The organism is Streptomyces sp. NPDC097981 (assembly GCF_040302565.1).
In the GTDB taxonomy this organism is placed as follows: domain Bacteria; phylum Actinomycetota; class Actinomycetes; order Streptomycetales; family Streptomycetaceae; genus Streptomyces.
Genome location: NZ_JBEORW010000020.1, coordinates 70078 through 92149 on the forward strand (window position 1 = coordinate 70078; position 22072 = coordinate 92149).

Annotated in this window: 19 protein-coding genes; 8 read left to right on the forward strand and 11 right to left on the reverse strand. The window is 73.2% G+C overall.

The window, feature by feature from the left end:
• Window positions 1–17 precede the first annotated feature (17 nt).
• Window positions 18–890, reverse strand: a complete 873-nt coding sequence (chsH3, locus tag ABTY04_RS20515; RefSeq protein WP_352214766.1) for an enoyl-CoA hydratase ChsH3 — start codon at window positions 888–890, stop codon at window positions 18–20.
• A gap of 255 nt (window positions 891–1145) precedes the next feature.
• On the opposite strand from chsH3, the gene ABTY04_RS20520 reads away from it, so the two are divergent.
• Window positions 1146–1562: a response regulator gene (locus tag ABTY04_RS20520; RefSeq protein ID WP_352214834.1), complete on the forward strand. Its 417-nt coding sequence runs from the start codon at window positions 1146–1148 to the stop codon at window positions 1560–1562.
• Between the two features lie 176 nt (window positions 1563–1738).
• Window positions 1739–2167 (forward strand): hypothetical protein, encoded by a 429-nt coding sequence (locus tag ABTY04_RS20525; RefSeq protein ID WP_352214767.1) that lies wholly within the window; start codon window positions 1739–1741, stop codon window positions 2165–2167.
• A 307-nt stretch (window positions 2168–2474) separates the two neighbouring features.
• Here the strand turns inward: ABTY04_RS20525 and ABTY04_RS20530 are convergent, their stop codons facing one another.
• From ABTY04_RS20530 to ABTY04_RS20565, 8 genes are all read right to left on the reverse strand, one after another.
• Entirely contained in the window at window positions 2475–3668 is a 1194-nt protein-coding gene (locus ABTY04_RS20530) for a lipid-transfer protein (RefSeq protein ID WP_352214768.1), read from the reverse strand.
• A gap of 12 nt (window positions 3669–3680) precedes the next feature.
• Window positions 3681–5813, reverse strand: coding sequence for an acyl-CoA dehydrogenase family protein (locus tag ABTY04_RS20535; protein WP_352214769.1), 2133 nt, complete (start codon window positions 5811–5813; stop codon window positions 3681–3683).
• 368 nt (window positions 5814–6181) lie between these two features.
• Window positions 6182–7855 carry a serine/threonine-protein kinase gene (locus tag ABTY04_RS20540; RefSeq protein WP_352214770.1) on the reverse strand — a complete coding sequence of 558 codons (1674 nt, stop codon included), beginning with the start codon at window positions 7853–7855 and terminating at the stop codon, window positions 6182–6184.
• Window positions 7856–8043: 188 nt separating this feature from the next.
• Window positions 8044–9603, reverse strand: a complete 1560-nt coding sequence (locus ABTY04_RS20545) for a serine/threonine-protein kinase (protein ID WP_352214771.1) — start codon at window positions 9601–9603, stop codon at window positions 8044–8046.
• Complete coding sequence (locus ABTY04_RS20550; RefSeq protein WP_352214772.1) at window positions 9603–11132, reverse strand: serine/threonine-protein kinase; 1530 nt, start codon at window positions 11130–11132, stop codon at window positions 9603–9605. Before ABTY04_RS20550 ends, ABTY04_RS20545 begins: the two co-directional genes overlap by 1 nt.
• Before the next feature lie 53 nt (window positions 11133–11185).
• Window positions 11186–12661, reverse strand: coding sequence for a serine/threonine-protein kinase (locus tag ABTY04_RS20555; protein WP_352214773.1), 1476 nt, complete (start codon window positions 12659–12661; stop codon window positions 11186–11188).
• Between the two features lie 12 nt (window positions 12662–12673).
• Window positions 12674–12934, reverse strand: coding sequence for a DUF397 domain-containing protein (locus ABTY04_RS20560; RefSeq protein ID WP_352214774.1), 261 nt, complete (start codon window positions 12932–12934; stop codon window positions 12674–12676).
• On the reverse strand, window positions 12894–13742 hold the full coding sequence (locus tag ABTY04_RS20565) for a helix-turn-helix domain-containing protein (RefSeq protein ID WP_352214775.1): 849 nt from the start codon (window positions 13740–13742) through the stop codon (window positions 12894–12896). The genes ABTY04_RS20560 and ABTY04_RS20565 overlap by 41 nt, the downstream gene beginning before the upstream one ends.
• A gap of 84 nt (window positions 13743–13826) precedes the next feature.
• On the opposite strand from ABTY04_RS20565, the gene ABTY04_RS20570 reads away from it, so the two are divergent.
• Together ABTY04_RS20570 and ABTY04_RS20575 are read left to right on the forward strand one after the other, a co-directional pair.
• On the forward strand, window positions 13827–14264 hold the full coding sequence (locus ABTY04_RS20570; protein WP_502996681.1) for an ATP-binding protein: 438 nt from the start codon (window positions 13827–13829) through the stop codon (window positions 14262–14264).
• A 101-nt stretch (window positions 14265–14365) separates the two neighbouring features.
• Complete coding sequence (locus ABTY04_RS20575) at window positions 14366–15370, forward strand: polyprenyl synthetase family protein (protein ID WP_352214776.1); 1005 nt, start codon at window positions 14366–14368, stop codon at window positions 15368–15370.
• Window positions 15371–15387: 17 nt separating this feature from the next.
• Here ABTY04_RS20575 and ABTY04_RS20580 read toward each other — a convergent pair whose 3' ends face one another.
• Window positions 15388–17061, reverse strand: coding sequence for a serine/threonine-protein kinase (locus tag ABTY04_RS20580; protein WP_352214777.1), 1674 nt, complete (start codon window positions 17059–17061; stop codon window positions 15388–15390).
• A gap of 390 nt (window positions 17062–17451) precedes the next feature.
• On the opposite strand from ABTY04_RS20580, the gene ABTY04_RS20585 reads away from it, so the two are divergent.
• The 4 genes from ABTY04_RS20585 (at window position 17452) to ABTY04_RS20600 (ending at window position 21315) form a co-directional block, all read left to right on the forward strand.
• Entirely contained in the window at window positions 17452–18102 is a 651-nt protein-coding gene (locus ABTY04_RS20585; protein WP_352214778.1) for a class I SAM-dependent methyltransferase, read from the forward strand.
• Window positions 18103–18267: 165 nt separating this feature from the next.
• Window positions 18268–19221 (forward strand): N-acetylmuramoyl-L-alanine amidase, encoded by a 954-nt coding sequence (locus ABTY04_RS20590; RefSeq protein ID WP_352214779.1) that lies wholly within the window; start codon window positions 18268–18270, stop codon window positions 19219–19221.
• A gap of 136 nt (window positions 19222–19357) precedes the next feature.
• A complete protein-coding gene (locus ABTY04_RS20595) occupies window positions 19358–20170 on the forward strand; it encodes a hypothetical protein (RefSeq protein WP_352214780.1) in 813 nt (270 codons plus the stop codon).
• A 134-nt stretch (window positions 20171–20304) separates the two neighbouring features.
• Entirely contained in the window at window positions 20305–21315 is a 1011-nt protein-coding gene (locus ABTY04_RS20600) for an LLM class F420-dependent oxidoreductase (protein WP_352214836.1), read from the forward strand.
• A gap of 52 nt (window positions 21316–21367) precedes the next feature.
• Here ABTY04_RS20600 and ABTY04_RS20605 read toward each other — a convergent pair whose 3' ends face one another.
• Window positions 21368–22021 (reverse strand): hypothetical protein, encoded by a 654-nt coding sequence (locus tag ABTY04_RS20605; RefSeq protein ID WP_352214837.1) that lies wholly within the window; start codon window positions 22019–22021, stop codon window positions 21368–21370.
• Between the last annotated feature and the right edge of the window lie 51 nt (window positions 22022–22072).

The following is a 22072-nucleotide window of genomic DNA, read 5'->3' on the forward strand; positions in this document are numbered from 1 at the left end:
CCTTGTGTGGTCGGGCGTTACGCGTGTTCGACGACGGTGTCGGCGAGGACCGGCGCGTCGTCCCGTTCGACGGCGGTCACCGAGACCTGGACCCGGCCGGGCTCCTCCCACATCCGGATCCGCAGGGTCTCGCCCGGGAAGACGATCCCGGCGAAGCGCGTGCGGTAGGCGCGGACCCGCGAGACGTCCCCGCCCAGCGCCGTGTCGACGACGGCCTTGAGGGTCATCCCGTACGAGCACAGGCCGTGCAGGATCGGCCGGTCGAAGCCGGCCTGCTTGGCGAACTCGGGGTCGGCGTGCAGGGGGTTCCAGTCCCCGGAGAGCCGGTACAGGAGTGCCTGCTCCTCGCGGATGTGCCGCTCCTCGACCCGGTCGGGCGCCCGCTCGGGCAGCTCGGTCCGGACGGAGGGCCCGCGGTCGCCGCCGAACCCGCCCTCCCCGCGTACGAAGATCTGCGCGTCGCTGGTCCAGAGCGGCCCCTCGGCGTCCGCGACTTCCGAGCGCAGGACGATGACGGCCGCCTTGCCCTTGTCGTAGACGGCGGCGACCCTGGAACTGGACGTGGCCTGCCCCTTGACCGGGATGGGCCGGTGCAGCTCGATCGAGTGCCCGCCGTGCAGGACGGCGGCGAGGTTCACGTCGATCCCGGGTGCGGCGAGGCCGCCCAGCATGGCCATGCCGGCGCCGGCGACGGTCGCGAAGCTGGGGAGCACGTGGAGTTTCGACTCCAGGGTGTAGCGCAGCTCGTCGGGGTCGGTGGCGGGGCTGGCTTTGCCCGGGTCCGTGCCCGCGCCGAGGCCGAGGTGGTAGAGCTGGATGTCCTTGTGGTCCCAGGCGATCTCCCCTTGGCGGGGGTCGGCGGCGAGGGCCCTGGCGGCATCGATCGGCATTGAGGATGCTGCTCCTTGTCTCGGTTCCCGTTGCTTCTGCGTGGAAGACCTCGGCGCGGCCGTCCGCACCGTCGGCCGCACCGAGGTCGTTTGCGGGACCGGTTCTAGAACGCGTTCTAGGATCGATCGGTGAGGAATGTATAACGCACGCCCCAGCAGTTGGGAAGACTCCTGACTGCATGTCAGAACCTGTTTGGCCGGAGCGTGTTGCCCGGCCCCCGGAGGGCGGGGCCCTAGGGTGGCGGGGTGGACGAGATGCCCCTGAATTTCCGTACGACGAGGTCGTTGCGAGTCCTGCTGGCGGAGGGTCCGGGCATGTCGGCCGACGGGCTGGCGGTCCTGCTCGGACTGGAGGCGGACCTCGACGTGGTCGCCCGGGTCGCGCCCGGTGCGGACGTGGGCGCGGCGGCGCTGACGGCCTGTCCGGCGGTGGCGCTGGTGGACGCGGACCGGCCGGACGTGTTCGCGGAGGTGGCGGCGGTGTGCCGCGAGGCCCCGGAGTGCCGGGTGCTGCTGTTGGCCGGGTCGGCCCGGCCGGGCCTGGTCGAGGGGGCGCTCGCCGCGGGAGCGGCGGGGGTGGTGCTGCGGGACGACCCTCCCGGAGCACTGGCCGACGCCGTCCGCCGCGCCGCGACGGGCGAGGCGGTCACGGACCCGACGCTCGAACCGTAGCCCGGCGCCGCCGGGAATCCGGCCTCGCCGGCGTTCGGGGCGTGGGGCACGGGCCGGCCCGACACGGGCTCAACCGTTCGATCCCGGCCACCGATTGACGGATTCCGCCGCAGCGCGCGGCCACCTGCTGGACCAGGATGGGACCCCCTCAACCCGACTTCGTGGGAGACGGAACCATGCGCATGTCCGCCCTGTCCGCCACCGCCGCGCTCGTCGTGGCGACCCTCGCCGCAGGCACGGCCCCGGCCTCCGCCGACGCCCCGGCCGGCCCGGTCCTCGTGCTCGAACTGGAGGCCGGCACCGCCACCCTCCACCACAACACCGCGAGGGTGACCTACGAGCGCGTCGACGGCGCGGTGAACTCGGTCAAGATCATCTCGGTGGAGATCGTCAGCGGCGAGCGCGACTGCGCCTGGGTGGCGTGGAACGACCCGCACAACGTGAACGGCTGGTCCAACCTGACCAGCGAGCCCTCCTGCAACGGCACCGGCCTGATCGAGGGGCACGACGAGATCATCAAGGCGCCGGCCGGCCACCCGCTCAAGGTGCGCCTGGCCGGGGACCACGGGGGCGACGTGGTGCACAAGGACATCGAGAAGCTCTGACCGGGGGCGGGCCGGATCCGGGCGCTACGAGCCGTCGCCGGCCCGCGCGTGGGCGAGGGCGGCCAGGAGGTCGCTCCCGCCCGGGACGGCGAACAGGCACTTGGGAGCGGCCACCGCCCGCCCCCTCCGGAGCCCTAGGCCCTGTCGTCAAAGTAGCGCCGGTCAGGCCCGCGGCGTCCGGTGCCGTGCATCGCAAGGCGGAGGGGCTCCCGATTACTGGACGTACTTGGGTGCCCCGACAACGCAGCGAGGTGCGGTGCCGGGCGTCGCGGGCCAGGCGGGACTTTGACGACAGGGCCTAGGAGGGTCAGCCCCGCCGCAGCAGGGTGACGACGGCCGCGCCGCCCAGGCCGATGTTGTGGGCCAGGGCGACCCTGGCTCCCGGGACCTGGCGCGGGCCGGCGGTGCCCCGCAGCTGCCACACCAGTTCCGCCGCCTGCGCGAGCCCCGTCGCCCCCAGCGGGTGGCCCTTCGAGATCAGGCCCCCGGAGGGGTTCACCACCCACCGCCCGCCGTACGTGGTCGCCCCCGACTCCACCAGCTTCCCGGCGGCGCCGTCCTCGCACATCCCGAGCGCCTCGTACGTCAGCAGCTCGTTGATCGAGAAGCAGTCGTGCAGCTCGATCACGTCGACGTCCTCGATGCCGAGCCCGGAAGCCGAGAACACCTGCCGCCCCGCCGCCGCGGTCATCGGCTTGCCGACCACGTCGATGCACGAGCCGGAGGCGAACGAGGCCTCCGTGTCCGTGGTCATCGCCTGCGCGACGATCTCCACCGCCTTGTCGTGCAGCCCGTGCCGCACCACGAACCGCTCCGAGACGACCACCGCGGCCGCCGCCCCGTCCGAGGTCGGCGAGCACTGGAGCTTCGTCAGCGGCTCGTGGATCGGCTTCGCCGCCAGGATCTCGTCCACCGTGTACACGTCCTGGAACTGCGCGTTCGGGTTGTCCGCCGAGTGCCGGTGGTTCTTCGCCCCCACCGCCGCGAGCTGCGCGGCCGTGGTCCCGTACCGCTCCATGTGCTCGCGCGCCGCGTTCCCGAAGATCTGCGCGGTCGGCGGCGACATCTCGAAGCCGTGCCCGGCGGCCATGATCCCGTAGTGCCGGGCGACCGGCGAGGTCTTGAAGTCGGAGCCCGCGTCGGCGCCGCCGCCCAGCGCGCCCTTCTTCATCTTTTCGAAGCCCAGCGCCAGCACGCAGTCGCTGATCCCGCCCTCGACGAACTGCCGCGCCATCATCAGCGCCGTCGACCCCGTCGCGCAGTTGTTGTTCACGTTGTACACCGGGACCCCGCTCAGCCCCAGCTCGTACGCGGCCCGCTGGCCGGCCGTGGAGGCCTGGAAGCAGTACCCCACCGGTACCTGCTCGACCAGGTCGTACCCGATGCCCGCGTCCGCCAGCGCCGCGGTCCCGGCCTCCTTCGCCATGTCCCAGTACTGCCAGTCCCTCGACTCCGGCTTCTCGAACTTCGTCATGCCGACGCCCACGATGTACGACTTCATGCCCGGTGACTCCTAGTCCCTGGGAAGGCCGAGGATCCGCTCGGCGACGACGTTGAGCTGGACCTGCGTGGTGCCCCCGGCGATGGTCAGGCAGCGGGACATGAGCATCCCGTGCACCGCCCGCTCCCCCACCCCCTCCCGTACCGCGCCCGCCGGGCCCAGCAGTTCGAGCGCGAGCTCGGCGGTCCGCTGCTGGTGCGGGGTCTGCACGAGCTTGCGCACGGACGCACCGGCCCCCGGTTCCAGCCCCGACACCTGCTGGAGCGTGGTGCGCAGCCCGATGCAGGCCAGGGCGTGCGCCTCGGCGGCGAGCGCCCCGATCCGCGCCCGGTACGCGCCGTCGAGTCCGGCGGAGCGGGCGATCAGTGCTTCCAGGCCAGTGGTGAAGGTCATCTGGTCGGCCATGTGGACGCGCTCGTTGCCGAGGGTGTTGCGGGCGACCTTCCACCCGCCGTCGGGTGCGCCGACGAGGGCGTCCGCGGGCAGCAGGGCGTCGTCGAACCAGACCTCGTTGAAGAGGGCCTCGCCGGTGATCTCCTTGAGCGGGCGCACGTCGATGCCGGGGGTGTTCCGCATGTCGACCACGAAGTAGCCGAGCCCCTTGTGCTTGGGGGCGGCCGGGTCGGTCCGGGCCAGCAGGATCCCGAAGTCGGCGCTGTGCGCGGAACTCGTCCACACCTTCTGCCCGTTGACCTTCCAGGAGCCGTCCGCCGTCCGCTCCGCCCTGGTCCGCAGCGAGGCCAGGTCCGAGCCCGCTCCCGGCTCGGAGAAGAGCTGGCACCAGGTGACGTCCCCGCGCAGGGTTGCCGGGAGGTACCGCTCCCGCTGCGCCTCGGTCCCGTGGGCGAGCAGCGACGGCACGACCCAGGTGGCGATCCCGAGGTCGGCGACCGAGACCCCGGCCGCGCGCATTTCCTGCTGGACGACGAGCTGCTCGACGGGCCCGGCGCCGAGCCCGTACGGGGGCGGCAGGTGGGGGGCCGCGTATCCGGTGGGCGCCAGGATCCGCCGGGCGGCCGCCCCATCGAGGCCTCGCGCGTCCTCGATGGCGGTACGGGCGCGCTGCCGGTACGTCTCGGCCTGCGCCGGGAGTTCGAGGCGCAGCTCCCGGCGGGCTCCGGCGGCCGCGAGCCGCACGGCCCGTACGCGGTGGCCGTCCCCGGCTCCGAGCAGCTGCCGGGCGACGATCGCGCGCCGCAGGTACACGTGCGCGTCGTGCTCCCAGGTGAAGCCGATGCCGCCGAGGACCTGGATGCAGTCCTTGGCGCAGGTGTAGGCGGCGTCGAGGGCGGTCCCGGCGGCCAGCGCGGCCACGAGCGAGCGCACCTCGGCGGGCTCGTCCATCGCCTGGGCGGCGTCCCAGGCCAGGGCGCGGGCCTGTTCGAGGCGCACCAGCATGTCGGCGCACAGGTGCTTGATCCCCTGGAACTGCCCGATGGGCCGGCCGAACTGCTCGCGGACCTTCGCGTACTCGGCGGCGGTGTGCAGCGCCCAGGCCGCGGTGCCGCAGGCGTCGGCGGCGAACAGCGTGCAGGCCAGGTCCCGGACCAGGGCCGCGTCCAGGCCGAGGAGACGGCCGGGGGGCACGGTGACCCCGCGGGCCCGCACCTCGGCGGTGGGCCGGGTCGGGTCGGCGCTCTCCTGCGTACGGATGTCCAGCGCGGCGGCGTCGACGGCGAACCAGCACGTGCCGTGCGCGGCCTCGGCGGCGAGCAGCACGAGGTCGGCCTCCCCGGCGCCGAGTACCGGGGGCGCGACGCCGTCGAGCAGGTGCCCGCCGCCCTCGACGGCGACGGCGGTCAGGGTGCCGGGGCCGAGGGCGACCGCGCCGATCCGCCCCGCGAGGGGTTCGGCGCCGGCCCGGTCCAGCAGTACGGAGGCCAGCGCGCTCGGCAGGTACGCCCCGGGCAGCGCGGCCCGGGCGGCCTCCTCCACCACGACGGCGAGGTCGAGCAGGGTCCCGCCCTCCAGGTGGGGCTCCAGCAGCCCGGATTCCGCGAGCGCGTCCCACCAGGCGGGCCGCTCCCCGGTCCGCGGCGGGCTGTCGAGCAGCTTGCGCACCTCCTCGGGCGGCACGGTCCGCGCCACCCAGCCGCGTACCGCCTCGGCCAACTCCCGTTGTTCCCCGGTGATTCCGATGCCCATGGACAGGCAGGCTAGAACACGTTCCAATCTGACGGAAGGTCAGATGAATGTGTTCTTCGGTGATGTTCTTCGGCGGTGCCGTCTTGGCTCACCGGACCCTGCGAAGTCCGGGCATTGGGCCGGCGCCGCCGGCTCGCCTCGCAGCAATGCCGCGATGCGCTCAGCGAGCGTGAGGGAGGGTGCCAAGCGGCCCCGCCCGCGCCACACGCCACACGCGACGTACCGCCTCCACCAGCCGCGGCAGGTCGGCAGGGTGCGAGAAATGGCCCAGGTCGACGCATGGTGCCTCAAGCGGTCCGGTGAGCGCAGCCACACCCGGCCCCGCGATCGCGGCTTGAGCAGCAGGACGTGATTCACCCGGTACCGGATCAGCGGGTCGCGGCCTTCAGCGCGGCGCGGGCGACCTCCTTCGCCTTCGTCTCGCAGTCGCCCTTGGCGTACGGCTTCGCGTAGAGGCCCACCCAGACGGAGAGGTTGCCCTCGCGCACGGCGAGGACACAGGTCCGGTCGGCACTGGGGGATCCCCAGTAGGCCTCGGCGCCGAACCCGATGCGGGGCGCCTCGCGCTGACCGGCCGCCGCCGCGCGGAAACGCTCCTTCTGGGTACGCGCGTCGGCATCCGCGTCCCCGCCGAGGCTCAGGTCCCAGCGGACCAGCCCGGTCGGCGACGCGGCGGTATTGAGCCCGTCCCAGGTGCAGCCCACCTGCACACCCTCGGCCGTTTCGGACCGGGTGCCGTCGGTCGGCCGCCCGAACTCCAGGGGCACCTTCCCCTGCGCAGCCGCCGCCTTGCAGGCCGGGACGGCCGTGTACGCGACGGGAGCCGTGATCCGGTCCCGTACGTACAGCGCGGCCCCGGTCCCGGCGACGAGGAGGACGCCGACCGCCGCCAGGGCCGCGATCCGGCGCGAACCGCGGGGGCCGGGGCGCGGGGCGTCCGGGGAGACGGCCGGGACGGGCGGGACGGGCGGGACCACAGGGGGCCGCGGCGGGACCTCCTCCGCACCCGTCGCGGCCGGACCCTTCCGAGGTTCCGGTTCCGGTTCCGGTACGGCTTCGGGTGCGGGTTCGGACGCAGGGGCGGGGGCGGGTACGCCGGCCGGGACGGGCGGCGTACCCGCCGGCTCGGCCGGGCCGTCACCATGCCGGTCGAGCAGCCGCTCGATCTCCGCCCGCTGAGCGGCGATCATCCCGTACACGGCGGAGGGCCAGTGCCGGCCCGCCGGAGCCACCGGACCGATCAACTCCCGCAGCCGCGCCGCGGTCGGTCGGGCGGCAGGGTCCTTGGCCAGGCAGCTCGCGACGACCTCGCGCAGGCCCGCCGGTACGGCGCTCAGGTCGGGCTCGGCGTGCACCACGTCGTACAGCGTCCGGAGGGTGGAGGGTCCGGCGAACGGACTGCGGCCGGTGACCGCCATGACCAGCACCGAGCCGAGCGAGAACACGTCGCTGGCCGGGGTGAGTGGCATGCCCTCCGCCTGCTCGGGCGACATGTAGGAGGGCGAGCCGACGACCCAGCCGGTCCGCGTCAGCCCGGTGTCCCCCTCGGCCCCCGACTCCGTCTCCCGCGCGATGCCCAGGTCGATGACCCGTACACCGTCCTCGGCCAGCAGCACGTTGTCGGGCTTGAGGTCCCGGTGCACCAGCCCGGCCCGGTGGATCTCCGCCAGGGCCGAGGCCAACCCGGCCGCGAGGCGCCGTACGGCGTCCTCCGGCAGCACCCCGACCGCCTCGACGACGGAGCCCATCGACGGCCCGGCCACGAACACCGAGGCGAGCCAGGGCGTCGGGGCGTCCGCGTCGGCGTCGATCACCGCCGCCGTGTAGGCGCCGGACACCTTGCGCGAGGCGCTGACCTCACGCCGGAACCGGGCCCGGAAGGCCTCGTCGTCGGCGAAGTGCGCGAGCACCTGTTTGACGGCGACGAGCCGCCCGTCCGGCCCTGCCGCCAGCAGCACCCGCCCCATACCTCCCTGCCCCAGCAGGCCGAGCACGTCGAACGACCCCACGCGCTTCGGTCCCGAGGCCCCCAGGTCTTCCATACCGCCCCGCCCCTCCCCGGATACGGGGAAAGATCATACCGAGAGGGCCCTCACGAAGGTCGTGAAATGCGGGCGGGCCGACGGCGCAGGCAGGGCCGTCGTGATTCCCGCAGTCCCCCACGGCGGCCCCCGATCCGGCGGAAGGCCGGACGGCCGGGTGTTCCTCCGGGCCTGATGAGGGTCCGGATTCAGCGGGGCATCGCCGCCAGCGCGGCCCGGGCGATCTCCTTCGCCTCGCTCTCGCAGGTCGCGGCGGGATGCCCGGCACCGCCGAGGGCCACCTGCACCAGGAGGTTGCCGTCGCTCACGCTCAGCGCACAGGTCTGCGCGGTCATCGGAGTCGACCAGCGCGCGCCGTCCCCCACCCCGAGACCGGTTTCGGGCCGCCCGCTGCCCAGGTCGGACCGCGTGCGCTCCGCCCCGCTGCCCGGGACGCGGCCACTGCGCTCCACGGACCAGCTGACGGACGCGTGCGGCTTCGGTTCCTCCTCGCCGGCGAACGCGTCGAAGGCCGCCACCCAGTTACAGGCCACGTACGACTTCACCGGTGACCTGTTGTCGCCGGCCTGGCGCATTTCCTGCTGCGGCAGCGGCAGCTTCTCGGCCGCCTCCGTGCAGAGCGGCACGCTCAGATACCGGTCCGCTTCGACCGGCGGCGGCTCCTCCAGCGCGCGCAATCCGTACGTCACCCCGGCCCAGGCCGCCACGAGGACGCCTGCGGCCAGCATCAGGTTCCGCGGGCGCAGGCGCAGCCGCCGGCCGCGCGGCGCGTGGGCCCGCTCCGGGCGGACCGCCGCCGCGGTCGCGGTCGCCGCGTCCGGGTCCACGTCCGGGCCCCCGAGCGCGCGATCCGTGCCGTCCGGGTCCCGGAGCAGCCCGTCGATCTCCTCCTGCTGCGCGGTGGCCATCCGCTCGACGGCGGGCGGCCACCGCGTGGCGTCGGCCGCTCCGGTCAGGCCCAGGATCTCCGCCGGGGACGGCCGGGCCGCCGGATCCTTGGCCAGGCACCGGGTGACGAGCCCGCGCAGACCCGGCGGGAGGCCGAGGAGGTCGGGTTCGGTGTGCACGACGTTGTACAGGGTCAGCGCCACCGTCGGCGCCGCGAAGGGACTGCGGCCCGTCGCGGCCAGGGCCAGGACCGACCCGAGGGAGAACACGTCGCTCGCCGGGGTCAGTTCACGGCCCTCGGCCTGCTCGGGCGACATGAACGCGGGCGAGCCGATCACCGTCCCGGCCTGCGTCAACTCGGTGACCTCGCCGGGCCGGGCCACCCGTGCGATCCCGAAGTCGATCACCCGTACCCCGTCCCGGGCGAGCAGTACGTTGTCGGGCTTGAGGTCCCGGTGCACCAGCCCGGCCCGGTGGATCTCGGCGAGGGCCGTCGCCAGCCCCGCGGCGAGCCTTCGTACGGTCTCCTCGGGCAGCGCCCCGGCGCTCTCCACCGCGGACCCCAGCGAAGGCCCGGCCACGAACACCGAGGCCAGCCAGGGCGCGTCCGCCTCCGGGTCGGCGTCCAGGACGGCCGCCGTGTAGGCGCCGGACACCTTCCGCGAGGCGGCGACCTCACGCCGGAACCGGACCCGGAAGCCGTCGTCGTCGGCGAGCCGGGCGTGCACCTGCTTGACGGCGACGAGCCGTCCGTCCGGTGCGGCGCCGAGCAGCACGCGGCCCATGCCGCCCCGGCCGAGCTCGGCGAGCAGCCGGTACGGTCCCGCCGTGGCCTGATCGGACTCCCTGAGCGGTCTCATCAGCTCCCCACCGACTCCACGACCGAGGCGGCGACCTCCCGCGTGACGGCCGCACACTTGCCGGTCGGGTAGCGGGGGCCCGTCACCGAGACGTGGAGCACCATGTTGACGTCCCGTACGTACAGACGACAGTTCGGAAACCGGGCGTCCTTGGGCGGCGGCTGCCACAGACCCTCGTCGGCGAACCCGAGGTTGATGTCGCGCCGGGTCTCGCCGGGTTCGTTGAAGATCTCAAGGCGGTGCTTCGCCCGCTCGGCCCCGGTGCCCTCGCCCTTGCCGGTCGCGAAGAACGTCCACTCCGCTTCGATCTCGTCACCAGTCCGGTTGGTCCAGGTGCAGCGGGCATAGGCCGAGCCGGACTCCTCGACCGGCCCGAACCCGTCCGGTTGGTCGAAACCGGACGGCACGCGCACCTTGTCCCGGACCTGTGCACAGGACGGGGGCATCGCCGGGTACTTGTCCTGCTTCTGCGCCAGCCCTGCCGACCGGACATCCGATACGAATTCGCGGTAGGTATCCACGAGGTACGGCCGCCCCACGGTCAGCCCGACGACGGCCAAGGCCGCCGCACCGGCCACGGCCACGGCCACGATCAGCGGCCGGGGCCGTCGGCGGCGGACGGGAGGCGTGTCGGCCGTGGCCTGGCGCAGCAGCGCGCCCGTCACGACCAGCTGGTCGTGGATCAGCGTGTTCACCGCTTCCGGCCACGGCCGCGCCGACGGCGTCAGCCCGCCGACCGTGCTCAGCAGCTCGCGCGGGGTCGGCCGGTCGGCCGGGTCCTTGGCCAGGCACCGGGCGGCGACCTCGCGCAGGCCGGCCGGTACGCCGCTCAGGTCCGGTTCGCCGTTGACGACCTCGTGCAGGATCCGCGGTACCGAACTCCCGGCGAACGGCGGTCTGCCCGTGCAGGCCGTGACGAGGGTCGCGCCGAGCGAGAACACGTCGCTGGCCGGGGTGAGTTCCTGCCCCAGCACCTGCTCGGGGGACATGAACGACGGCGACCCGATCAGCGAGCCGTCGTGCGTGATCCGGGTCTGGTCGCCGACCGCCCGGACGATGCCGAAGTCGATGACCCGTACGCCGTCCTCAGCGAGCAGCACGTTGGACGGCTTGAGGTCCCGGTGGATCAGCCCGGCTCCGTGCACGTCGGCCAGGGCGTGCGCGAGCCCGGCGGCCAGCCGGCGCGCCGCCTGCTCGGGCAGCGGCCCGGTGGCCTCCAAAGCCTGGCCCAGCGAGGGCCCGGGCACGAACTGCGAGGCGAGCCAGGGCGCCTCCGCGTCGGGGTCGGCGTCGATCACGGCCGCGGTGTAGCCGCCGGCCACCCGCCGCGAGGCGTCCACCTCGCGGCGGAACCGCGCCCGGAACCCCTCGTCCTCGGCCAGCAGCTCGGCGTGCACCTGCTTGACCGCGACGAGCCGCCCGTCCGGCGCCACCCCCAGCACGACCCGGCCCATCCCGCCCTGGCCGAGCACCGCGACGGTCCGGAACGGCCCCACGGTCACGGGCTGGTCAGCCTGCGATTCCTCCACCCGCTGTCCCCCCTGTCCCCACCCCTGAACGCGAGGGGATCCTATCGGGGGCGTCACTTCCCCAGGGCGGCTCGGGCCAGGCTCTTGCCGTCGCCCTCACAGTCCGACGATCCGTCCTGCGGGGTGCCGAGGCGCACGGTGACACCGAGATTGCTGTCGCGCATCTTGACGACGCAGTCGTAGACCTGGGTCTTCTCGTACGCGTAGGGCTCCGGATACTCCTTCTCCGCGGCCGCGACATCGGGCGCCAGGTCCCACTGGACCATCGCGTAACGACCGCTCGCCCCCACGGTCGGCCACTCGCACGTCGTCCGCGCGCCGGACGAGCCCCCGGTTCGGCCGTCCTGGGAGACATTGCGGCCCGCCGGCATCTTCGACGTGAGCTCTTCGCAGGTACCCAGCCTCTTGTAGTTCCCGTCGTTCCCGTCGTTCCCGTTGCCACCCCACAGCGCGTACGCCCCGCCGCCGAGGCCGGCCACGAGCACGAACGCCGCGAGCAGGGCCACACGCCTGCGCGGTCGCGGTGCAGCGGGCACCGGGACCGAGGGGGCGGGCACCGGGACGGCGGGGGCCGGGATGGCGGGGGCCGGGGCGGCAGCTGTCACGGGCTCCGGTACGACGTCCGGCAGCGGCTCCGACTCGGCCTCCGGGCCGCCCAGCAGCCGCCCGATGTCGCTTCCCCGGGCCGCGATCAACCGGTGCACGGCAGGCGGCCACGGGCGCCTGGCCGGGAGCACCGGACCGATCAGCTCCAGGAGTTGCGCCGGGGTGGGCCGGTCCTCCGGCCGCTTGGCCAGGCATCGCTCGATCAGCGGCCGCAGTCCCGCCGGAACTGCGTCCAGTCGGGGCTCGGCGTGCACGACGTTGTACAGCGTCTGGAACGTCGAGCTCTCTGCGAACGGACTGTGCCCGGCCGCCGCCAGCGCGAGCACGGAGCCCAGCGAGAACACATCGCTGGCCGGGGCCAGTTCCCGGCTCTCCGCCTGCTCGGGCGACATGAACGAGGGCGAGCCGACCACCCAGCCGGTCCGGGTGAGCTCCGTGGCGCCCTCACCTTCGACCACACGTGAGATCCCGAAGTCGATGACCCGGATGCCGTCCTCGGCCAGCAGCACGTTGTCCGGCTTGAGATCCCGGTGGATCAGGCCCACCCGGTGGATCTCCATCAGCGCCGTCGCGAGTCCGGCCGCGAGCCGGCGTACGGCGTCCTCGGGGAGCGGGCCGACCTCCTGCACGGCCGCGCCGAGCGATGGCCCCGTCACGAACACGGAAGCCAGCCAGGGCGCCGCCGCGTCGGCGTCGGCGTCCATCACGGCGGCCGTGTAGGCTCCGGACACCTTCCGGGAGGCGGCCACCTCCCGCCGGAACCGGACCCGGAAGTCGTCGTCGGCGGCGAGGTGTGCGTGGATCTGCTTGACGGCGACGAGCCGCCCGTCCGGTGCGGCGCCGAGCAGCACCCGGCCCATACCGCCCCGGCCGAGCTCGGCCAGCAGGCGGTACGGACCGGCCACCTCCGGGTCGGCCGCCACCAACGGCTTCACTCAGAGCCCGCGCACGAACGTGGTGAAAGCGGCGGGGCTCACGGTGAAGGCGGGCCCGTCGGGGTTCTTGGAGTCCCGCACGGCGATCCGGCAGGGCTGCGCGGCGACTTCGACGCACTCGCCGCCGGTGTCACCGCTGTACGAGGCCTTGCGCCAGGCGGCGCCGCCGAGGGGGGCGCACTCGACGCAGTCACCGCCTGTGCCGCCGCTGTAGCTCGACTTACGCCACTGGGCGGCTGCCAGGTCCTGATTGGTCCCCATAACGTTCCTCCCGTACGCAGGCGATCAGTGCCGCAGAGTCCTCCACAGAGAGGGCCGCAGCCTGCAAATGATCGTAACGGTGCGCACAGTCCCTGACCGTGTCCGGGTTTGCGGTCACGTTGGCCGATCCATAGCTCTCGGCATAGACGATATCCGGGTCGCCCTCGAACCTGAGGACGTTGAACGACCCAACCGTAGCGGGGTGTTGGCCAGCGCTGAAAGGGAGGACCTGGATTCGGAGTTCACGCTTATCGCGGAAGCCCAACAAGTGGTCCAGTTGGTTCCGCATCACCTCACAACTACCGAACGGCCGATGCAGCACAGCCTCATCCAGCACCACCCAGACCAGAGGTGGCCGGGCCCTGCTCAAGATGCGTTGTCGATCCAGCCTCGCGGCCACAGCCTCATCCAGCTTGTCCGACCAGCCAGCACTAAGCACCGCCCGTGCGTACTCCTCCGTCTGCAACAGCCCGTAGACCAACTGCGCCTGGTAGCTGGAGATGTACGTCGCCCGCACCTCCATCTCCGCGTACGCCTGGAACCAGTGCGGCAGCTGACTCCTCAGCACCAGCCCCACCAGCCTGGAGAGCATCCCGTCCGTGCCGAGTGCCGCGTCCACCCGTTCCGAGAAGTCCCGGGTCGGGACCTTCCTCGCCGTCTCGATCTGTCCGATCAGGGAGGCCGTGCAGAAGACGATGTCCCCGAGCTGCCCCTGTTTCAGCTTGGCTTCCTCCCGCAGGCGGCGCAGTTCCGCGCCGTAGTAGTCCAGCGGGGAGGCGCTGGGGTCGAGATCGCGGATGTTGACCATGGAGCGGTCACCCCCAAGTACACACCGTGCGGCGTTCGTTTCGGTCCGTAGCCGAGCGTAACCAGATCGCTCCACCCTGATGTCGTGAATCACGTAACTGAGTACTCGGCAACCGAAGTTGGCGAGAGCTACCGGATGGGCTTCACCGTCGGTGAGCACTCCGCCCGGCACATGCGGCGCATCCTGCGGATCTACCTGGCCAGTTGGGGCCTGTCCGGGCTGACCCAGGCTGCGGAGCTGGCGCTGACCGAGCTGGTCGCCAACGTCGTCCGGCACGTTCCCGGACGGGGCTGCTCGGTGCTCATCCTGTGCGGGCCGGACGGGCTGCGGGTCGAGGTGACGGACTGCTGCCCGGACCCGGTGCGCGTGGCGCGCGGTGAAGACGGTGAACTCGGCGAGGGCGGGCGGGGGCTGCTCCTGGTCGAGGCCGTGACCGACCGCTGGGGCGCGGAGCCGACGGCCACCGGCAAGACGGTGTGGTTCGAGTGCGACGCACCCCGCCGCGAACCGGCAGGGAGGTGAACCGGACGTGGCCGGAAATCGCTCTAGATACCCTCGGTATCAACTGATCCAATCTGGGGCGTTCACGCCACCCACATTCACCTCCAGGACGGAAATCACCCGTGAATTCCTTCACGTACGTGGACCTGCACCGGCAAGTCTCCTTCGACATCGAGAAGGAAATGGAGGCTGCTCTTCTGAGGCTCGCCCCCGCCTCGGGAACGAGCGCCGCCAAGAACGCGGTGAGCAAACTCCTCCGGCATCAAAAAATGCGGCACCCCCTGTCCGTGCTCCCGATGATGGTGCACGCCATCGAGACGGGCGATCCCGGACCGGCCGTCCCGCTGTCCGCCGTGCACCTGCTGTGGTGGACTTCGGCCTGCTACCTCGATGACCTGGCCGACGGTCACGGAACGCCCGCTTCCGTCAGCCTGGACCAGAACGAGGCGCTACTGGCCTCGGTGCTCAGCGGAGCGGTGCTCCCGATCCAGATCATCCGGTCGCTCCCGGTGCCTGCTGCGGTCCAGGGCGCGCTGACGGCGGAGCTCGCGACCGGCTGGGCAGTGGGTGTCGAGGGGCAGCTGAGCGATATGGACGGAGACGTCGAGAACGCCACTCGGAACTCCGTCATCACGGCCTATCGCGGGAAATCCGGCGGTCCCTACTCGATGATCACGGCGATGGCGGCGATATTGTCGGGCGCGAGTGACGAGAGAGTGGAGTTGTGGCGGGAGTTCGGATACATATTCGGCATACTGTGGCAAATATTCAACGATCAGGAAGACGTCCTGTCGGGCCGCAATGAGGACCTCCTCAACGGGACGGTGACCTACCTGCTCACCTGCGCCCTCGACGACGCCCCCACCCCGCGGGCCCGGGAGGAGCTCCTCGGCTGGTGCGCCGCCGCACGGCATTCCGAGCAGGCGCGCACGGAACTCACCCGCCTCCTCCTCGCGCCGGACGTGCTCCGTCCGTACGCCGCGGAGCTCGACGCCTTCCGTATCGAGGCCCACGGTCTGCTCACCGACCTCGGCGGACACGAACAACACCTGCCCGTCATGCGGCACCTCGTGGACCAGGCGGCGCAGATGCTCCTCCAGGAGCAGCTCGTACCGGTCTCCGCATAGGCCGCCTCCAGGGCGGGTCAGTGCGGGACGGCCGCCAGCGCGGTCCGGGCGAGGGCCTTGGCGTCCTGCTCGCAGGACGACCGGGAGCCGGTCTCGATCGCATGCGTCACGTTGACGGTGAGGTTGCGGTCGCGGACGGCCAGAGCGCATGCGGTCTTGGATCCCTTGTCCGTCCAGTAGGCCTCGCCACCGACGCCGAGACCGGTTTCCCTCATGCCGTCGTTGCGCCATGCCGTGTTGAAGCGGCGCTGCTGCTCGTCGGACGCGTCGTCGACTCCGTAGCCACTGAGCAGGAGGCCCCACAGCACCACCTCGGTCGGCGGCTCGGCGGGGCCTGCAGCCTGCCAGACGCAGCTGGTCTGCGCCCAGTTGGTCTGCTCGGTGTGGCGGTCCTTGGCCACGGTCCGCCCCTTGGGCAACTTCCCTGCCATCTCCTCGCAGGTGGGGATCTGCGTGTACGTGCCGAAGCCCGTGGCTCCGGTCGAGGACGCGGTCGCCGCCGCTTTGCCCTTGGGGGATCCGCCCGGATCCTTCAGCCACAGCGACGCGGCCACGACGGCGATGCCGACCGCCAGCACGGCGCCGGCCGCCCATGCGGCCCTGCCCCGGGAACCCGGGCCCGGGCGCGCCCGTGACACCTGCGGCGCGACACCAGGATCCGCCTCCTCGGTGGCCCGCTCGGAGAAGTCGTCCGGGTCCGGGCGCTGCTCCGGCCGTGGCCCGGGATCCGGCTCTGGACCCGGCTCCGCGTGCGGCTGCGGCTCCGACTGCGGCTCGGGCTCCGGCGCCTGCGCGGCCGCTGGGGCCCCGCCACCGAGCAGCCGGTCGATCTCCGCCCGCTGCGCGGACGCCATCGCGTGCACGGCGGGTGGCCACTGCCGGCCGGCGGGGGCGACGGGTCCGAGCAGGTCGAGCAGTCCGGCCGCGGTCGGCCGGTCGGCCGGGTCCTTGGCCAGGCACCGCTCGACGACAGGGCGCAGCCCCGACGGGACACCACTGAGGTCGGGTACGGCGTGCACGACGTCGTACAGCGTCTGGAGGGTCGAGGCCCCCGCGAACGGGCTGTTGCCGGTCGCCGCCATGACCAGCACCGAGCCGAGCGAGAACACGTCGGCGGCCGGGGTCGGTTCCCGGCTCTCGGCCTGCTCCGGCGACATGAACGCGGGTGAGCCGATCACCCAGCCGGTCCGGGTCAGCCCGGTGCTGCCCTCGCCGTCCACCGCCCGTGCGATGCCGAAGTCGACGACCCGTACGCCGTCCTCGGCGAGCAGCACGTTGTCCGGTTTGAGGTCCCGGTGGATCAGCCCTTCCCGGTGGATCTCCGCCAGCGCCGAGGCCAGTCCCGCCGCGAGGCGCCGCAAGGGCTCCTCGGACAGCACTCCCGCAGACTCCACAGCGGAGCCGAGCGAAGGCCCGGACACGAACACGGAGGCGAGCCACGGCGTGGCGGCGTCCGCGTCGGAGTCGATCACCGCCGCGGTGTAGGCGCCGGACACCCGGCGCGAAGCCGCCACCTCGCGCCGGAACCGGGCGCGGAACCCGTCGTCGCGGGCGAACCGCTCGTGCACCTGTTTGACGGCGACGAGCCGCCCGTCCGGCCCGGCGCCCAGCAGCACGCGGCCCATACCTCCCTGCCCCAGCACACCGACCACCCGGAACGGCCCCACGTACGCCGGGTCCGTCGACCCCAAGCGTCCATACCGTCCTGCCCCCTGCCCCTCCCCGGATGGGGAGGCGGATCATACCGAGAGGCCGCCCGCGAAGGCAGAGAAGGCACCGGCGCTGCCGCCGTGAGGGCGAGCGGCGCCGGATCGTCGAGCAGGCGGACCGGGTGCCCGGCGCCACGATGCGATCACGCCGGCCGCCCGGCACGACGTGGTCGGCGCCCTCGCCGCGGGTGCGACCGCGACGCCCCGCGGGACTCGCCACACACGAACGGGCGGAGGGCGAGCGGGTCCGCAGGCCTGTCCCGGCTGTTCGCCCGCCGGCCCTCACCCTCCGGCCGGAGGCACCCCGGCCATGGCGGCCTACCGGGCGGTAGGGCAGCATGGGCCGACCACGCGCAGCTCAGGAGGAACCCCATGGCCGCCCCCGCCACCCCCAAGCCGGACACCCTCGCCGCCTTCGAGGCCGCCAAGGGGTTCATGCCCGTACGCGAGGGCCTGGCCCTGTACGAGGCCGCCGCCGCGGCCGGGGCGCTGGGGCTGCCGCTGCTGGAGGTCGGCACGTACTGCGGGCGCTCCACGATCCTGCTGGCCGACGCGGCCCGTGAGGCCGGGGTGGCCGCGATCACCGTCGACCACCACCGGGGCAGCGAGGAGCAGCAGCCCGGCTGGGAGTACCACGACCCGTCGGTCGTGGACCCGGAGGTCGGCCTGATGGACACCCTCCCGACCTTCCGGCGCACCCTGCACAAGGCGGGCCTCGAAGACCACGTCATCGCGATCGTGGGGCGCTCCCCGCAGGTCGCCGCGGCCTGGGGCGGCAAGCTCGGCTTCGTCTTCATCGACGGCGGGCACACCGACGAGCACGCCACCGGGGACTACGAGGGCTGGGCCCCGCACGTCGCCGAGGGCGGCACGCTCGTCATCCACGACGTGTTCCCGGACCCGGCCGACGGCGGCCAGGCCCCGTACCGGATCTACCTGCGCGCCCTCGCCTCCGGCGCCTTCGAGGAGGTCTCGGTGACGGACTCCCTGCGCGTCCTGCGCCGCATCGCCCCGGGCGTCTGACCCCTGCCGGGCAGACCGGCCGCGGCGGGGTGGCTGCCCGGGTCGGGGGCTGACCGGCCGGTCCTGGCACATGGCTGATCAGCGCATATAAGTGGATAACCGCACCATGCCCCCGTTTGGCTCACGGTCCGCGCCGACGGCCGCCCGCCGGTCTAGCATCGCGATGTGCGCTACGACGACAGTCCCCCCTCCCCCGAGTCCGCCTCCTCGGTCAGCCTGGAGCGGCGGTGGTTCGCGCGCCGCTCCGCCCTCGCCGTCGGGGCCGCCGTGCTCGCCCCGACCGCCCTGGCGGGGTGGGTCCTCGTCCAGGTGACGACCGGGGCGGGGGCGGACGACGCCCGCCCGCCGCGGATCGTGATGCCGGCCGCCTCCGCCACGGGCACCGCGGCCACCCCGCAGGCCCCGGCCACCCCGAGCTCCACCGCCCCCGCCGCCCCCGCCGTCAACCCGCTCGCCGGCCGGACCGTGGTCATCGACCCCGGGCACAACACCGGCAACTTCAAGCACACCTCCGAGATCGACCAGAAGGTCGACATCGGCACCGCCAGCAAGGAGTGCGACACCACCGGCACCACCACCAACGCCGGTTACATGGAAGCCGAGTTCACCCTCGACGTGTCCCGCCGGCTGCGTACCGTCCTGGAGGCCAGGGGCCTCAAGGTGGTCCTGACCCACGAGGCCGACCGCCCCTGGGGTCCCTGCATCAACGAGCGCGCCCGCATCGGCAACGAGGCCGCCGCCGACGCCGTGGTCTCGGTCCACGCGGACGGCGTCTCCGAGGGCAATCGCGGGTACCACGTCATCCTCCCGGCCAAGGTCAAGGGCGGCGCCGCGGACACCGCCCCGATCGTCGGCCCCTCGCGGGACCTCGGCGAGCGGATCGCCTCGAACTTCGCCCGGACCACCGGCTCGGCCCCCGCCAACTACCTCGGCAGCGGAACGGGATTGGTGGTGCGCGACGATCTCGGCGGACTCAATCTCTCAACCCGGCCCAAGGTGTTCATCGAATGCGGCAACATGCGTGACGCCAAGGACGCGGCGCTGCTGACGAGTCCGGAGTGGCGGCAGAAGGCCGCCCAGGGCATCGCGGACGGCATCGTCGGCTTCTTGGGCGGGTAGTCCCTCGGGGACAGCCTGCCGCCCCGACCCTCTCGGCCGCCGGGAACCTCCGTACCATGGTCCCGCCCGCCCCGCTCCTGCATGTGCGCGACCGCGGCACCACGAGACGACCGAGACCGAGAAGGACACCTAAGACGTGAACATCCGCTCCCTCACTCGAGGCGACGGCGTGGTGATCGGAGCAGCGGCGCTGCTGTTCATCGCCTCGTTCCTCGATTTCTACTCCGCGACCGGCCTCGACCTGCCGAGCGTGTGGGACACCGACGTGTACCGTCTGGCGCTTCCCACGATCTTCCTGCTCGCCTTCATCGCGACCGGTCTGATCATCGCCTCCCGCTTCCAGCCGGAGACCCGCAAGCTGGCGGGCCTGCCGCTGGCCGCGTGGGGGATGGTGCTCGCGGTCGCAGCCGCCTGGTCCTCCCTCTGGTCCCTGATCACCAGCCCGAGCGGCGCCGACCTCGGCCCGGGCTGCATCCTCGCCTTCCTCGCCACCCTCGCGCTCGCCGGCGTGGCCGTCGCGGGCGAGAAGGTCCCGGCGCTCGCCGGCCCGCTGATGCCGGAGCAGCGGCCCGCCGCCCCCGCACCGTACGGGGCGCAGCCGCAGCCCGGCGGCGCCGGGTACGGCTACCCGGGCGGCCAGCAGCCGCAGCCGTACGGGGCCACCCCGCAGCCGGTCCCGCCGTACGGCGGGACCCCGGCCGCGGCTCCGGCTCCGGGCCCGCAGGACGGGGCGCCCTCCCCGGCCTCGGACTTCACCCCGTTCTGGTTCGCGGTCCCGGTGGCCCGCCCCCTCTTCCCCGAGGACGGCTCCCCCACCCCGATCGCCGAACTCGCGCCGGGCACCTGGTACCTGGCGGTGGACCAGCGGGGCCCGGCCACGCTGATCGCCCAGACCCAGGACGGCCGCCGCGGCGTCCTGAACGACACCTCGGGCATCCAGCGCGGCTGACCCCGCGCCGGCCCGCCGGTGCAACCCCTCGACGGCCCCCCGCCCTTCCGGGCGGGGGGCCGTTGCCCTACAGTCGCCTGACGCATCGTCAGATGCGGCTGTGGCGGCACTTCGGCATCGCGGAGGGGACGTACATGCGCCTCGGACTCGCACTCGGCTACTGGGGCCGCGGCCCCGACCGGTCCCACCTCGACCTCGCCACCGAGGCCGAGAGCCTCGGTTACGACTCGGTGTGGACCGCCGAGGCCTGGGGCTCGGACGCCTTCACCCCGCTCACGTGGATCGCCGCGCACACCTCGCGGATCCGCCTCGGCACCGCGATCGCCCAGATGGCCGCCCGCACCCCCACCGCCACCGCCATGCACGCCCTCACCCTGGACCACCTCTCCGGCGGCCGGATGATGCTCGGCCTGGGCCTCTCCGGCCCCCAGGTGGTCGAGGGCTGGTACGGGCGCCCCTTCCCCGCGAGCCCCCTCACCGCGACCCGCGAGTACGTCGACGTCGTCCGCCAGGTGCTGCGCCGCGAGGGGCCCGTCACCCTCGACGGCCGCTTCCACAGCCACCCGTACCGCGGCGGGGACGGCACCGGCATCGGCAAACCGCTCAAGCCCATCACCCACCCGCTGCGCGCGGACCTGCCGGTCCTGCTGGGCGCGGAGGGCCCGAAGAACATCGCCCAGACGACCCGGATCGCGGACGGCTGGCTGCCCCTGTACTGGTCTCCGACCCGCACGGACGCCTACCGGGCCTCCCTCACCGAACTGCCCGAGGGGTTCATGATCGCCCCGATGGCCCGGGCCAAGGTCTGCGACGACGTCGCCGAGGGGCTGCTGCCCGTCAAGGCGATGCTCGGCTTCTACATCGGCGGGATGGGCCACGCGGCCCGCAACTTCCACGCCGACCTGATGGGCCGGATGGGCTACGAGGAAGAGGCCCGCCGCATCCAGGAGCTGTTCCTCGCCGGGCGCCGGCAGGAGGCGGTCCTCGCCGTCCCGGACGCGTTCGCCGACGAGATCTCACTGATCGGGCCGCGCGAGCGGATCGCCGAGCGCCTCGACCTGTGGCGGGAGGGACCGGTCACCGACCTGCTCCTGACGGCCCCGGACCCGCACACCCTGCGCGTCCTGGCTGACCTCAACACCTGACGGACGGGCCGGACGGGCGACGCTGCCCGTCCGGCCCGCGGCGTACGAAGGGTCATCCCCCGCTCAGCTGGGACAGGCTCGGGACCTTGTCGGTCACCGTGGCACCCGCACTCTGGCCGGCGCTCTTGACGCCGGTGATGACGTCCTGGAGGGAAGTGAGGTCGGCGGCGTCGGCATCGCCCGTACGCAGCTTCGCGCCCAGGCCCTTGAGGGACGCGATGCCCGCCGTCAGCGGGGCGATCGCCTTCGACAGCAGCGGGTCGCCCTTGGCGTTGTCCGCCGCCGCCTTCAGCCGGTTGTACGCGAGGGCGCCCGCAAGACCGGCCTTGACCAGCGCGAACGTACGGCCGTTGGCACCCTTCTTGAACTTGCCCTCGCGGTACGGCTTGATGATCCACTGGTATGTCGCGCCGGCCGCGAGCCCCACGTTGGCGACGAAGCGCGCCTTGGCGAACTTCTGCCTCTCCGCCGAGGTGGTGGGCGTGGGCTCGGCGAGGGCCGCGACCTCCGCCGCCTCCGTCGCCTGCCACGCCTCGGCCGCCTCCACCGCGGCGGCGCTCGGCGCCGCGGGCACGGACAGGGCCGCCACGTCCTCGCTCCGGCCCCCGCCACCGCCCCCGTTGCCGCAGGCGGTGGCGCCGGCGAGCAGCGCACCGGACAGGAGCAGCGCGGTGAAGGCGCGGCGGAATCGGGTGATACTGGGTATGGACACGGTTTCCTCCGGGGAGTGAGGTGTCCCCCGCAGCGTCACCCCGGT